This is a genomic window from Pseudoalteromonas sp. RW-H-Ap-1 (assembly GCF_048318575.1).
Lineage (GTDB): Bacteria > Pseudomonadota > Gammaproteobacteria > Enterobacterales > Alteromonadaceae > Pseudoalteromonas.
This window is the reverse complement of sequence record NZ_CP166996.1, coordinates 838,053-852,414: the sequence shown is the minus strand read 5'-3', so window position 1 is coordinate 852,414 and position 14,362 is coordinate 838,053. Positions and strand designations below refer to the sequence as shown.

At 40.1% G+C, this 14,362-nt stretch carries 18 protein-coding genes; all 18 read right to left on the bottom strand.

Annotated elements, in window-relative coordinates; translation table 11 throughout:
• Position 1: 1 nt before the first annotated feature.
• Positions 2-1,132, bottom strand: a complete 1,131-nt coding sequence (gene flhB, locus AB8618_RS03995; RefSeq protein WP_409424913.1) for a flagellar biosynthesis protein FlhB — start codon at positions 1,130-1,132, stop codon at positions 2-4.
• A 4-nt stretch (positions 1,133-1,136) separates the two neighbouring features.
• On the bottom strand, positions 1,137-1,916 hold the full coding sequence (gene fliR, locus AB8618_RS03990) for a flagellar biosynthetic protein FliR (protein WP_054202068.1): 780 nt from the start codon (positions 1,914-1,916) through the stop codon (positions 1,137-1,139).
• A complete protein-coding gene (locus AB8618_RS03985; protein ID WP_138607580.1) occupies positions 1,913-2,182 on the bottom strand; it encodes a flagellar biosynthetic protein FliQ in 270 nt (89 codons plus the stop codon). The genes fliR and AB8618_RS03985 overlap by 4 nt, the downstream gene beginning before the upstream one ends.
• Positions 2,179-2,931, bottom strand: a complete 753-nt coding sequence (gene fliP, locus AB8618_RS03980) for a flagellar type III secretion system pore protein FliP (protein ID WP_075170636.1) — start codon at positions 2,929-2,931, stop codon at positions 2,179-2,181. Before fliP ends, AB8618_RS03985 begins: the two co-directional genes overlap by 4 nt.
• Before the next feature lie 4 nt (positions 2,932-2,935).
• Complete coding sequence (locus tag AB8618_RS03975) at positions 2,936-3,268, bottom strand: FliM/FliN family flagellar motor switch protein (RefSeq protein WP_055011667.1); 333 nt, start codon at positions 3,266-3,268, stop codon at positions 2,936-2,938.
• 3 nt (positions 3,269-3,271) lie between these two features.
• Positions 3,272-4,177 (bottom strand): FliM/FliN family flagellar motor switch protein, encoded by a 906-nt coding sequence (locus AB8618_RS03970; protein ID WP_409424912.1) that lies wholly within the window; start codon positions 4,175-4,177, stop codon positions 3,272-3,274.
• Positions 4,178-4,205: 28 nt separating this feature from the next.
• Positions 4,206-4,610, bottom strand: a complete 405-nt coding sequence (locus tag AB8618_RS03965) for a PilZ domain-containing protein (RefSeq protein WP_409424911.1) — start codon at positions 4,608-4,610, stop codon at positions 4,206-4,208.
• A complete protein-coding gene (locus AB8618_RS03960) occupies positions 4,603-5,601 on the bottom strand; it encodes a flagellar motor protein MotB (RefSeq protein ID WP_081374122.1) in 999 nt (332 codons plus the stop codon). The genes AB8618_RS03965 and AB8618_RS03960 overlap by 8 nt, the downstream gene beginning before the upstream one ends.
• Positions 5,601-6,464, bottom strand: coding sequence for a flagellar motor stator protein MotA (motA, locus tag AB8618_RS03955; RefSeq protein WP_138620872.1), 864 nt, complete (start codon positions 6,462-6,464; stop codon positions 5,601-5,603). The genes AB8618_RS03960 and motA overlap by 1 nt, the downstream gene beginning before the upstream one ends.
• A gap of 17 nt (positions 6,465-6,481) precedes the next feature.
• Positions 6,482-7,204, bottom strand: coding sequence for a FliA/WhiG family RNA polymerase sigma factor (locus AB8618_RS03950; RefSeq protein WP_409424910.1), 723 nt, complete (start codon positions 7,202-7,204; stop codon positions 6,482-6,484).
• A gap of 9 nt (positions 7,205-7,213) precedes the next feature.
• A complete protein-coding gene (locus AB8618_RS03945) occupies positions 7,214-7,645 on the bottom strand; it encodes a flagellar basal body-associated FliL family protein (protein ID WP_409424909.1) in 432 nt (143 codons plus the stop codon).
• A gap of 25 nt (positions 7,646-7,670) precedes the next feature.
• The gene (locus AB8618_RS03940; protein WP_409424908.1) at positions 7,671-8,960 is read right to left on the bottom strand and encodes a flagellar hook-length control protein FliK; all 1,290 of its coding nucleotides are present in this window, start codon (positions 8,958-8,960) and stop codon (positions 7,671-7,673) included.
• Complete coding sequence (locus AB8618_RS03935; protein ID WP_409424907.1) at positions 8,957-9,292, bottom strand: hypothetical protein; 336 nt, start codon at positions 9,290-9,292, stop codon at positions 8,957-8,959. The genes AB8618_RS03940 and AB8618_RS03935 overlap by 4 nt, the downstream gene beginning before the upstream one ends.
• 227 nt (positions 9,293-9,519) lie before the next feature.
• Entirely contained in the window at positions 9,520-9,906 is a 387-nt protein-coding gene (gene fliS, locus AB8618_RS03930) for a flagellar export chaperone FliS (protein ID WP_409424906.1), read from the bottom strand.
• 6 nt (positions 9,907-9,912) lie between these two features.
• Positions 9,913-11,211, bottom strand: a complete 1,299-nt coding sequence (gene fliD / locus AB8618_RS03925) for a flagellar filament capping protein FliD (RefSeq protein WP_409424905.1) — start codon at positions 11,209-11,211, stop codon at positions 9,913-9,915.
• 123 nt (positions 11,212-11,334) lie between these two features.
• The gene (locus AB8618_RS03920) at positions 11,335-12,174 is read right to left on the bottom strand and encodes a flagellin (RefSeq protein ID WP_409424904.1); all 840 of its coding nucleotides are present in this window, start codon (positions 12,172-12,174) and stop codon (positions 11,335-11,337) included.
• A 234-nt stretch (positions 12,175-12,408) separates the two neighbouring features.
• Positions 12,409-13,434 (bottom strand): flagellin, encoded by a 1,026-nt coding sequence (locus AB8618_RS03915; protein WP_409424903.1) that lies wholly within the window; start codon positions 13,432-13,434, stop codon positions 12,409-12,411.
• Positions 13,435-13,460: 26 nt separating this feature from the next.
• Positions 13,461-14,357, bottom strand: coding sequence for a flagellar hook-associated protein FlgL (gene flgL, locus AB8618_RS03910; protein ID WP_409424902.1), 897 nt, complete (start codon positions 14,355-14,357; stop codon positions 13,461-13,463).
• Positions 14,358-14,362 lie beyond the last annotated feature (5 nt).

The following is a 14,362-nucleotide window of genomic DNA, read 5'->3' as shown; positions in this document are numbered from 1 at the left end:
TCTAAGGTTTCTGTAAGTTTTTAGGGATTGTTAATTCAGGCAATGCGGCGGGTGCTTGTCCTCGCCCTTGCTTGTATGCTTTTAGTTGCAATACATAGGTCAGTACATAGGCAACCGCACTGTATAAGCCGTTGGGCACTTCTTGGTCGACCCGGGTCGAAAAATAAATAGCCCGTGCTAATGCGGGGATTTCTATTATTTCTTTGTTATTCATACGGGCCACTTCGCGTATTCTCAGCGCCATTTCATCTACGCCTTTAGCGACAACATAAGGGGCTTTAGCCGCTTCTTCACTGTACTTTATTGCCACAGCATAATGAGTAGGGTTGGTCACTATCACATCGGCAGTGGGAACACGCTCTTCAATTTTTCTATTCGATTGCTGATATTGTATTTGCCGAATTTTATTTTTTATCTCAGGGCTACCGTCTGAAGATTTACGCTCTTCTTTTACTTCTTGGTGGGTCATTTTTATTTTATCAGCAATCTGTTTTTGCTGAAAAGGCACATCAATAACCGCAATAAAAAGTAGTAAAGTTACGGTGATCATTAACGATAAAAATAACAACTCAATGCCTTGGCCTATCGCCACTTTGATATCTAAGTTTTGTAATACCATCAGCTGCATCCACAGCTTAGTTAAAAAGGTGTATAAGCAAATCGCCAGTAAGGTTATTTTTAGTATTGATTTAAGCAGCTCGACTAACGACTGCTTACCAAACATTTTGCCTAACCCGGTTAATGGGTTTAGCTTACTCATTTTTAGCGCCACGAGTTTTTTTGAAAACACAAACCCACCAGGTAAACACCCAGTGATCCACATTGTGCAAAAGCTTAATAATAAAAACGGCGTGAGAGTCGATAGCATATTCATAATGGCATCACCCAATGCGATGGGCATCATTTTTTTATTATTTATAATAGAGTGATCCAGCACCATAGTACTGTTCATTAAGTTTACAAATAAGCTGTAAAATAAATTGGCAAACCACAATAACCCAGCAATACTAACCATTAATAAAATAGCGGTATTGAGCTCTTTTGAGCGCGCGACTTGGCCGTCTTCTTTGGCTTTTTTTAATCGTTTCTCTGTGGGTTGTTCTGTTTTTTCTTGCGAGCTATTTTCAGACATACCGCTACCTCATCGCTTGTGCAAAGGTTGTTAGCACATGATACGTTAGCCTTGAAAACGCACTTCCTGTGTACTCTAGAGTCATAAATACGCAGAAAAACCCCATCAATAGCGACATAGGAAAACCCAATACAAAAATATTTAATGACGGCGCCGCCCTACTTGCTACACCAAAAGTTAAGTTAACCAATAACATGGCGACTATCCCTGGTAGCGACAGCAATAATGCAGAGGAAAACATCCACGCAAACAACATAATAATCGCCTGAATATCAAACTCATAAATACTGCGACCAATCGGAAAGCTATGAAAGCTCTCTACCATAACCTGCAAAGTTATTAAGTGACCATCTGCGGCAAAAAACAATAATGCACACATAATCCAAAATAACTGTCCCAATAATGCCACTTGATTACCACTACCGGGGTCCATAACAAGCGCCATTGATAAGCCCATCTGCATGGATAAGATCAGCCCTATCATCGCCATTACTTCAAACAAAATACGCAGCGATAACCCCATCATTACCCCAAAAATAATTTGCTCAAAGGTTAAGATAGCGGCATCTAAAGAAAACAAGTCAATAGCAGGTGCAAGTGGTAACTGCGGAGCAACTAAAAAAGCCAACATCATAGACACTAAAATACGAGAGCGCGGCGTTACCGCCGGATTATCGAATACCGGCATAGACCATAAAAGTGCAGAAAAACGCACAAATGGCCACCAAAGCGTGCCCATCCAGCTGACTAAATCAGTAGACGTTAAAGCGAGTAATGAGCTCAACCAAATACCCCAGGTAACATAAATTTGAGCTTATCAAACCAATCAATCATAATTTGTAGCATCCAATGTCCCGCAAATACCACCATTAATAAGGTTAATAACATACGTGGTAAGAACGTTAGTGTTTGCTCTTGAATAGAGGTCGCACCTTGAATAATAGCCACCACAATACCAAGTATTAAACCAGGCACAATTAAGACTAAAATCAGTTTTATGATGGTGTAAACCGCGCTTGAAATAAGCTCTACCGACATTTCTGGGGTCATGGTGACATTCCAAATGTTGCTGCCAGCGTGCCCGCTATCATTGACCAGCCATCGGCAAGTACAAACACCATGAGCTTAAACGGTAAGCTAATGATCAGCGGTGATAGCATCATCATACCCATAGACATCAGCACACTACTGACTACTAAATCAATGATTAAAAAAGGAATAAACAACATAAAGCCAATTTGAAAGGCCGTTGTGAGCTCACTTAATACAAACGCAGGCATTAACACTTCAAACGGAATCTCTTGCGCGGTGAGTGTGGTTGGCTCATTGGCAATTAATAACACTTGGCGTAATTCACTTTCGCGAGTTTGTCTGAGCATAAAAGCACGCAAAGGCTTTTCTGCGGTGAGTAAAGCTTCCTCTAATCCTATGGTTTGCTGCTGAAAAGGCGTATACGCGTTTTGATAAATGTCTTGCCAAACTGGTCGCATAATCAACATAGTGAGCATCAGTGAGATGCCAATTAAAATTTTATTCGGCGGGCTTTGTTGTAACCCCATAGCTTGGCGCAAAATCGCCAATACAATGATGATTCTGGTAAACGACGTTAAAACCATCAGTAGCGCAGGCAATAAACTCAATACCGTCATTAATAAGAGTATTTGCAGTTTAACGCTGTAGTCTTGTCCGTCGGCCGTATCTTTTAGAGAAAACAGCGTAAGTTCTTCTGCATTTAGCCAGCTTGGTAAAAACAACATGATTAACAGTAGGCTAACTTTAAAAATTACGCGTTTATTCATTTGTTTACTGATCCTTTGCGGTATCTGTTTGAGCAAATTTCAAACCATACTGCCCTTCAACCATTACCACTTCTGCTTTAGCAAAAAATACCCCATTCACTTTTACATCAAGCGCTTCACCAGCTACTTTGTCTAGCTTAAGCACATCGCCTTCTTTGGCTTGACTAAGCTCGCCTAAGGTAATTTCAGTACTTGCTACTTCAAGAGTGACGAGTAAAGGAACATCTTGAAAAAATGACATATTCCCTTCATTAGTTTTATCAGCAGATTTGTCATCAAATCCATCAAAAGCATCAAGCTCTAAGCCCGCTAAGGCGCTATCAAGGTTCTCGTTCATAATTTAGTTACTCGTTGTATTATTTGATAATTGTGTAATTTGAAATGCTAAGCCAGTCTCTTGCTCAACGACTTGGCCTTTAAATATTTGTTTATGGCCTAGGTTAAATAGCGCTGCTTCGTTAAGTTCAATGGGTAATACACCGCCGGCCACACAAGCTTTTAATTGCTTTAAAGTGACTTTTTTCTTTGCCATTTCAATCTGACCTTGCACCGCAAACTGTACCCACATATCAGTATTGAGTGTGTTACTATTTGCAGAATCTTGCTCGCTATCAGCTGCGCAAAAAAAGCTAATTGGCAGCCATAAAAACCAACTTATTACTTGGTTTTCTAATATAAACCGCACTTTAAAGGCTAAGTATTGTAATGCTTCAGGTAAGGTATGAGATTTTTGTATCTCACCTAATAACGCTGAGCGTTCTCTAAATAATAAGCCTTGAATGCCCTGCACTTGGCGCTGTAGTAAACGACCACAAATACGGCTTTCTGTTAAGCTTAATTCGTTATTCACCTCGTCAGAGACTTGCTCTGTGCTGTTAACATTATTAAATTGCCCACCTAAGCATAAATCCGCTGTTTTATATGCACTTTGATAATCAAGCGCTAAATAGGCCTCACCTTGAGTAGGCGCAAATAAAGGACAGGCAAGAAATATCCTTGGGGATTCTTTAAACCAACTGTTAATAACCGAATGCGAACAAGGCGAAATATCGACATCAAAACGGCTGTCGTTAAACAATTGGGCTAGCTCTAACTCCAAAGTTTTACGAATATTAACGTTTATGTGCGCTGCTTTTTGTTGTGCTTGTTCATATGCTCTTTGCTCAAGCGTGAGTGCAAATGGAGTAATATGCTCAGAATTTTTCGCTTTAATTAGCTTTGTTTTAGCGTTTAACGTTTTACTCATACCACTGTTTTTCCTGATTCATTTATATTCAGCTTATGCTCGTCTTTTTGGCTTTTTTCAATTGGGCTTGTAACTGTAAACGATTAACAATATCGCTGCGTAAGCGCTCATTTTTGCTTATCCACTCAACCCCTAAAAACATTAATTTTTCACTCACAGCACGGCGATACATCACCTTGCCTGCCAATCGATTAGTTTTATCAAACACCACAATAACTTTATTGGGGATCGTCTTTTCAGCAGGCACTAATAAACCCACACCGCCCACGCTAATATCTTTTGCCACACCATGGCATAGTGAAATATCAATAAAACAACGGCGTAATAACTGCACGCCTACTCCGCCAAGCTGAACTGACTCAGGCTCGTAATTATCTTTGAGGTTTAAGTTCCATCTTTTGTAACTTCGTTTAGTGTCTGGTTGGTTACTCATAATTCTCTTCAAGACGTAGCACGGGTTTGTTAGCCGTTGCCGCACCAGCCGCTTTTTTTATCGGATTGTTGATGTTGCTATCATCGAATAATTGGTTAAATTTATCTTGCGCATCTTTAGTTAAGATCAGCAATTCAACACGTCTGTTTTCGCTGGCTTTTTTATTTTCTTTGTTAATTGGTCTATTTGATGAAAACGCATTTACTTGAAGCACCTGACTTGATGGCATTCCGCCCATAGTCATTACTTTTCTTGCTTGCTGCGCTCTATCGCCAGAAATGTCCCAATTACGAGAGCTGCCATCAACAAATAAGCTGGCATCGCTGTGTCCAGAAATAATAATTTTGTTGTTAATGTCTTTAACTAAGCCGCCAAGGTATAGAAACAGATCTTCAAAAAATGGGGTCATTTGCGACTTTGAGCGTTCAAACATTTGATGATGCTTGTCGTCTCTAATGATCACTCTTAGCCCCAGGGGCACTTCTTCAACTAGTAAGTTATTTTTTAGTAACTCTTCTTTACTGAGTTCATCAATACTTTCCAGTAATAAGCTCAGCTCAGATGAGGCTTCAAATTGGCTATCAATCGCTGAGTTTAACTTCTCGCCTTGCCCAGCTTTAGGCTCAACGGTGCCATCGGGCACTTGTAATACTTCACTCATTCCAGGTTTTGGAGAGTCTGGAGGCGTAATTCCCGACTCTAGGTGTTTAATTACTGAAGGAGAACCCCCTAAATCAACGGGGAATGGGCTATTTTGAGGGTCAAAAATAGCGGGGCCACCATCAAAAATTGAGTGAGTTCGCATGTAGTGTGCTATTTCTTCACGCTCTGATTCATTGGTGATCGCCATAATCCACATCACCATAAAAAACGCCATCATCGCCAAAGTAAAATCGGCAAAGGCAACCTTCCAAGCACCACCATGAGGCTTTTCGGTTGCTCTTCGACGTGAGCGTTTGATAACGATTTCTTGATTTTTGTTTTCCATCATTAAGCCGCCTTGTTAGTGATCCACTCTTCCATGGTGGTAAAGGTCGGTTTAATTTCTTCATTAATTAATTTTCTGCCTGAGTCAGTCGCCACAATAGGCACATGCCCTTTAGCATGCGCCACTAACATGGCACGCACACACTCAAACATCGCCACTTGTTTTTTTACATACTGCTCCATCGCTGAGGCAAGCGGAGCAATTAAACAGTAACAAGCAAAAATACCAATAAAAGTACCCACCAACGCCGCGGCTACATGGTAGCCAATTTCACTCAAAGGTCCATCAAGGTGCTGCATAGTAATAATAATGCCGCCAACCGCTGCTAAAATACCAAAACCAGGCATAGCTTCAGCAATATTAGCCAATGAATGAGAAGGCTTAAGGCGCTGCTCTTCAATGGTGTAAATCTCTTGCTCTAACATGGCATCAAAATCATGCGAGTTAATTTTTCCCATACTAAACAAACGTAAGTTATCGCAAATAAAAGTTACTAGCTGAGGGAACTCATACACTTTAGGGTAGGCAAGAAAGATAGAGCTAGTTTCTGGGTTTTCAACATGCTCATCCAACCCCTTTATACCTTTCACTCTGGCTAGATCTAATAAAGAGTAAATAACCAGTAACAAGTCATGGTAAAGCTCAGACGTATCGGTTCCTTTACCACTAATAAACTGATACTTTAATTGCGATAACATTTCTGTCAGTACATATTTCGAATTACCCACAATTAGCGCCCCAAAGCCTGCGCCAAAAATAATTAAAAACTCGTATGGCTGCCACATAGTGGCGATGTTGCCGCCCGCAAACGCAAAACCACCTAATACTGTTGCAAGTACTACTATTAAACCTATAACTCTTTGCATTCTTTATTCCTTAGGTATTAGATTTTTTGAAGCGTTTGTGTCAGCGCTTCAAGTGCTTGTTTATGAAGTTGGCAAACACGTGCCTCGGTTAAATCGAGCGTTAATGCAATCTCTTTCATATTCATTTCGTGCATGTAATATAATTGCAAGAGCAGCTTTTCTCGGGTATTTAGTTTGCTCATCGCCATTTTGAGGGTGGCTGCTGTCTCTTCTTTTTCGTGTGCATGTGCACAGGTAAGCGCTAAGTTAGGATTAGCCTCCAATAGCGCTTCAAGGCTATCAAATGCCTCAGCTTGCTCACTGTAATGCAGCTGAATAAGCTCTTTATGGCTAATCCCTAACGCCTCACACATTTCGGTGTCTGTTGCATCACGACCAAGCTTTTTTTGCAATGAACGGCTCATATCACGTAGCTGATGAGACTGCTGCCGCAACTGGCGTGGGCGCCAATCGACACGCCTAAATTCATCTAACATAGCACCGCGAATACGCTTAAACGCAAATGCAGCAAATTTCTCATCTAAATCCCGACCATAGCGACGAATAGACGAAAGCAGCGCAATAATGCCTATTTGGTAAATATCATCATTATCGACAATAATGCCCACTTGAGTGCGCATGTGTGCAGCCGCCCGATTAACCAAGTAAGCATACTGCGATAATAGTTGCGTCTCTTTTTGTGGTGTAAAGGTGACTGGTGGTTCTGTGATTAACTCACCCCACTCTTCTTGCAGCATCATAGCGATGACCTATTGAATGAAGACGTTCGTAACGAGTACGTTATCTAATCGAACCGAAACCGCATTTGCTAAAACCACATTAAACTGCTCGAGTAAATCTTTTTGAACTGCATCAATATCTTTAAAAGCTTCTTTTACTTGGCTGTGACTCATATTAGCAAACTGTTTTACGAGTACATTTCTCACTAGCGGCTCCATCGCCTCTGTGCCTGTATTAAAAATAGACGGCGAAGTAACAAGTACTAAGTCGAGCACTAAATAACGCGCAATTGAGTCCTCTGATACGCTTATAATGAAGCGTTCCATTTGATGATATTCAACCTTTGTTATATCGGCTTGCGGGCCTACTTGTGATGACTCACTGCGATTAAAAAACTGTCCCGCAAAAAATGCAGCCGCAATAAGTGCTAATACGGTTAGGGCTATTATTATTTTTTTCACTTTTATCTCTCTTAATCCAAGGTAGTTATACTAATAAATCTAACGAGTCTGATTGCAGCTTAGATGCGCGAGTGTTGCTGTCATCATCCTGTACAGGCATCTCAGTGTGATTACTTGCAATGTCGTCATTGTCATTTTGGTGATGAGATTGCTGCTGTTTATCACTCAAATTAACATCAACTGTGGTATTTGAATTTTGCGACAAAGACTGGCGTAACTGCTCTAAAGTTTGCGCGATGGCATCTCTTACCTGCGTATTACTCGTAATTAAACTGACTGAAGTTTTATCCCCTTCGATATTGATAGATATTTCAATACTACCGAGGTTAGGAGGGTCTAATCTAATTTGCGCCCGCTGTAGCTGCTGCCCTATTTGCAATTTTACCTTATCGCCAAGTACATGTAATAAGCGCTGCCCCCATTCACTGGGTGCCTCTTTTAATTTCTCTTTTTGCCACTCAAAGGTTTCTGGTGCGGTGGCGGCAGATGAGAAAGCACTCACTAATGCTGATTTTTGACTGCTACCTTCACGGCTTTCAGCATTAAATATTTTCGATTGCGGATTTTGTGACAGCGCAGCAAGCTCGAGTTTACTGAGCCCAATACTCGGTTGTGTGGATATTTGCTCACTGGTTAAGCTACTTGACTGCGCTTGTCCATAAGTTTTCGACATTACTGATGGTTGATTTAATCGGTTCAAAAGCGCTTGTGAATACAATGTTTGTGGTGTTTTGGCTAAATCGAGTGTGTTTAATTCTTTATTAACGAGTGTATCTGCTGGCGCTACGTTTATAGCTGCAGCAGGCACAGTTAAAGCATCACTATGCACAGTCGTATTTTGTGCGAGCGCAGTTTTAGCGGGCTCTTGAGCTACAATGCTGACTTCGTGCTGAGTCTCTAAAGTCTTACTCTTTAACTGCTCATCAATTACAAGCTGTACTGGTAGTGTTTCCACTACTACAGTATCGCTATCAACTACAAGGTTATTATTTTGGTTAAGTACAGTCATAACAGGCGCGTTTTTTTTATTGTTATCGAGGTTATAATTAGCGGTGCTAAAAAAGTATGGATTTATTATTTCATCCATTTTTTCAGTGTTCTCTTCTTGCGCTAGCTGTTCTGAGCTCTCGCGAGGTTGCTCAACATGCAAATCTTGCTGTTTTGCTTGCTGCTGCTTTGAAGAAAGCGAAAATGGCTCAAGCTCGCTCTGTTGTTCTTGCGCATCTGCAGGGGTACTGCTTTTTAATATGGTTGGTTTATTAGTGGCACTGCCAAAGTCAGCCTTTGACACCATTGTACTTGTTTGAATACTCATAACGACTGTCCTTGTTGTACTTTTTTATAAGCCATTAAGCCCTCTTTATCCTCTTGATGGCGCTGCATTTGTACTTTAATGGCCGCTTGCTTTTGGCTCACAAGGTCAATTAAGTCAACATAACGTGCTTTTAAGTTATTTTGTTCAGCTACCATTGAACTAAACCAAGGCATGCTTTGTAACTGTGTGTAAAGTGCAAGTAACTGCTTATCGGCTGCTTTAACTTGATACCAATTACTCTCATGGATAGCATTTTCCATAGCACTAAGTAATTGTTCCATTTTTTGCGCTGCGTATTTTTGAGAGTGTTCCATTGGCAATACTAAATTCATTATAAGTTCACATTTCATTTAGCAAAAAACAAGCCAACATTAAGCTTTTGTTTTTTAACGTTAAATTAAATAAAGGCAGCAAAAAGCGGAAGCGGAACTTCCCCCTAGGAAGGAAGTAATCTGTCATGAATTAGCAGTAGGATGGTCACTTAGGTAATAGAGGAAGTTTAAAAAGCAGCTGAATTTAAAATAAAAAAGCCAGCTATGGGTAGCTGGCTTTTAAAAGTTTACTGTGTGCCTAAGCCTTGCCACCCTTCTTGCAAGTTGGTCATCACTACACGGGTGGAGTCAATATAGCTCAAGTCATTCTTCATACTGGCTTGTAATAATGCTTGCCCACAATGCTGATAAAGGTTTTGCATGTTTTGCGCTACCTCACCGCCCTTTTCAAGATCCAATGAGGCTTCAAGCCCGCCTAAAATACGCATCAGCTTTTCAATACTTTCTGCTTTTTTATCGTATCTTTTTTGTTTTATGTGGCCAGTGACTTTTTCAAGCTCATCTAAAAAACCATCAAATAACATCAAAACTAATTTATGGATATCGGCACTGGCCGCTTTTGCATCTACTGATGTACTTTTATAGGCTGAAAAGCCATCATTTAAATCTAACATCTATGTTTAGCTCCCAAATTGACCCATTGTAGATTCTAATTGCGCAATAGTCTGTTGCATTTGTGTAAATTGCGACAAGTAACGTTGATACACTTGCTCCATTGACACTTCGTGATCTTTTTGTTGCCTATTGACTATATTTAAGCTCGCTTGCAATGACTGCTTTTTATCCGTCATCAAACCATAACTTTTAGTGAAAGGCTCAACGCGAGTTTCTAGCTTAGATAATAAACCGTTTTCACCTGTCAGCATGCTAGTTAACTGCTCAGGGTTAGTAGCCATGGCTTCTTCAAGTTTTTTATTATCTATTTTTAAGTTGCCGCTACGATCAAACTCAATACCTACAGAGAATAAGGTTTTACCTTCAAACGTACCCTGAAAATCGTTGCGTAAAGAGCGAGCAAGGCCGGCAGCCATATTGTCTCTTTTTAAGTACTGATTACTGGTAATACCATTGGTGAGCGAATTAAATTTATCTACAAAACTTTGAATGTTTTCTTTAGAGCTTTCTTGATCTTGGTTAATTGATATATGAATTGGCTGATCGCCCGGCGACTGCGCCTGCGTTAAATCAATCGTTACCCCATCAATAACCGTATCGAGTTTATTACTGCTTGAAGTGATGGTAAGTGCCGAGTTAGCCCCTAGCTTAACAATCGCATCTTGCGCTAAGGTTAAATCTTGTTTGTTTGTTATAGCATTGGTGATATCGCTGCCATTGGCATCCGTACCTTCAGTAAAACTCACACCCACCTGATTAGCAGCACCCGACTCAGCACTGGTTAAAGTTAAAAAGGTTTCTGTGCCAGAGCGGACTACCGAGGCTTTAACACCGCTATTATCGACATGTGAGTTGATAGCATTAGCAACATCAGTTAATGATGCATCGGCGCCAAGGCTTGCAAAGTCAACACTAAACGCACTGCCTGCCAAATCAATACTTAACTCACCATCAGTGGTTAAAGCTTTAGCCGGATCAAAACTCAATGCCACTTGGTGTGCTTGTGCTAATTGCTCGACAAATATATCGTACTCACCGCTGGCTGCTGTGCCGCTTGCTGTTACTGCTAATGCGGATGAATTGCTCACCGTAGCGGTGTTAGCAAACAAGCTACTGGTATCTTTAAGATTGGTTTGTAAGTCATCAAAAAAGCTTGATAAATTACTTTTCAGGCTATCAAACGCCTTAATTTGATTGCTAAAAAGGCTACTTTTAGTACTTAATTGCTGATCTTTAGCGCTACGCTCAATTTGTGTATATTGTGAGGCTAATTGCCCAGGATTGATTCCTATTGCAGAGCTCATTTTAATCTCCAAGCATTTTAGTTATAAGCAAAAAAATCTAAAGTAAATATTTTTACTTATGACTATAAACAATAATAGCTACACCTTAGGTGTAGCTATGCATACTTAATTGATTAATCATTATTAACGAAGTAGTGAACCAATCATTTGTGTTGTGCTGTTAGCTGTGCTCAGTACCGAGATACCTGAGTTCATTAACAACTGTTGCTTAGTCATGTTTGACGTTTCAGCAGCAAAATCAGCGTCCATTAACGTACCTACAGCAGCTTGAGTATTTTGCTTCATGTTAGATACGTTAGTCATAGTGTGGTCAAGACGGTTCATTGATGCACCAAGCGTTGAACGTGCAGTACCAATTTCGCCAACTAAAGTATCAACAAATGCAATTTGCGCTTGTGCTGTAGCAACAGTAGTAAATGCAGCAGCATTACCAATAGCGGTTGTCACATTGCCTAGCTCTGTAGAAATATCAACATTAAGAGTCTCTGCTGCACTTGAACCTACTTGGAAGTTAACCGCACCTGCACCAAACTTACCAGCAGCTGCTAAAAGTTTAGTGCCATCACCAAACGATGTGTTGTCCATGATGTTTGTAAGCTCAGTAGCTAGTGCTGTGTATTCTGCACTTTGTGCAGCCCACTCTTTTGCACCGTTTGTATCACTTGAACCTTGGGTAGCAAGTTCTTTCATGCGGTAAGCAATGTTAGTCATTTCATCAAACGCACCTTCAGCCGTTTGCATCATAGACATGGCGTTGTTACCGTTATATAAACCAGCCTCTTGACCACGTACTTGTGCGTTTAAGCGTGATGCGATTTGTAGACCAGCCGCATCATCTTTTGCAGAGTTAATTTTAAAACCAGAACCTAAACGCTCAAGCGCGGTCGATAAATCGTTGTTACTACGACCTAATTGGTTTTGGATTGACATTGATGCCATGTTTGATTGAATTGATAAAGCCATTTTTATTTCCTCTTTGAATGAATAGCTAAAGTAATTAGTGAACCTAAATCACCTTCTAATAACTAAGAGCGACCATATTTTTAATTATCTAAACTTTTTTCTAATTATTTTTATATTTTTTTAAGCAATGTGTTCAAAGCGGGTAAAATAGGCATTTTCGTTGGCTAAAAGCAGATAAGAGGAATAGCAGAAATAAAAAACGATGCAGCAACACTAGATTGCTGCATTAAAAAATTAGGTGAGTGAGTATTGCACCATATTACGAGTAATGTTTGCTTGCGACATAATCGCAGCCACACTATTTACACTTGGGTTTTGCATGTGCTGTTTAACCCCTAGACTTAAAGCAAGTAGTTCATCAGTGTTAGCTAATGAACTAGCAGAGTCAAGCTGCTCTAGTTGGCTTTGTAATTGTTGTTTTTGTGCCTGAATTTTTATTAAATTCGCTTTTAAATGGCGCTGCGCAGTTTGAATTTGCTCACGATGCTGAGCAATAGTGGCATTTTTATCGGCTATTTTAGCAAGTTCATTCAGAGGGTTATCTAAATCATTAAGCTGCAACGAAATCGGGTTTCCTGCAGCAATTCGCACACCTTGACCACTCATTACCCAAGGCTCTAAAAGTGGAGCCGCATTATCTTTTTGCGCACTAAAAAGCAGACGGTTTTCACGATTAAGTTCAACATTTATATGATGTGGTGCAAACGCATTTTGAATGGCAGCTAAATTGGTTTTTTCATCTTGATAGGCAGGTAGTTTTAAACTTAATGATTTACCCGAACGCCCCATTACTAACTGAATATTTTCTTCATGTGGGCGCGCGCTAAGCAGGTCTATATTTGCATTAAGCTGTTTGCTAATAGCGCGATTTGGGTCAGTTATTTTTAGTTGAGTATCAAGTCCTGAGCCTTTTTTATTTGCTGTGTTTTGTAATGACGCTATTTGCACTTTAATTTGCTGTTGTTGCATGGGTTGTGGCTGAGTGTTAGCTGCCTGGGTGTTTAACTGTTGTGCTAACTTTTCAAGCCCCATATACAAATTTCGTATTGTACTTTCACTTTGCTCAGCTCTAGCTAGCGCCTGACTAAGCGCCCCACGCTGTGCCCAGCCAGTCAGTACTTTAACCTGCTCCTCTCTGCCAACAATTTTGTTTTTCCACAAATTATTAGCAGAATCTTTTGTTGATGTAACGAGTGCATCCGATTTATTGGTATTTACCAAGTCAATTGCTTGCGCTTTTTCGCTACTTTTAACCAGCATAGTTAGTTCCTGAAAGTATTATAATTTTAAATGTATGAAAACAGTGAAAGTTTACTTACCGTTGAGTAAACCTGCATCGATGACTCATACGCCGCCATTGACTCTTTCATCGAGATAAATGCTTCAGGGTAATCTACAGCACTTAAATCATCCTGTAAATTCACCGTAAACGTAGTGATATCTTGATTACTGGTAGTAATAGAATCAAGCGACGCCATAGTAGAACCAATTGTAGTCACTTGACTACTAATAGTACCTAAAAAGTCTGCTAATTTATCTATCATCACCCGGGATTGATTGCCAACACCACCTGCTGGCGGATTATTTACATCAACAAGATAGTCTTGCATAGCATTTAAAAAACCTGCACTTGGGTCTAAATCATCACCAACAATATTATTTTTTACACTTGAGTCGTCAGATACAGCAACTTCCCTAATAATATTATCACCGGTATAAACATAATTACCCGTGGCATCGATTTGAAATGGCTGTTCGTCGGTTTTACTGCCTGAAAAATAATACTTCCCGTCGCTATCAGTTGCATTTAGTAAATCAACAATTGCCGGAAAAGCCACACTCATTTCTTGGCCAAGCGCTTTAATTTCTGCCTCACCCATTGAGCCATCAGCTGCAGTGGTAATTAAACTTTGTAATGAATATATTTGGTTAACAATACCGGTTAGCTGTACTTCTTGTTGACCTAATGAAAAGTTAACTGCATCCATATTAGTTTTGTATTGCTCTAGCGATTTAATTTCTGAACCTAAATTCATAATCATCACAGTACCAAGCGGATCATCTGAGGGCTTAAGAATTCGCTTATTGGTTGCCAGCTGAATCGACTTTTCGTTAAAGTTTTCAGTATTACTTTGAATGTTTTTGATTGAATTTAAATGAAACTGATGACTGCTGACTCGCATAACGT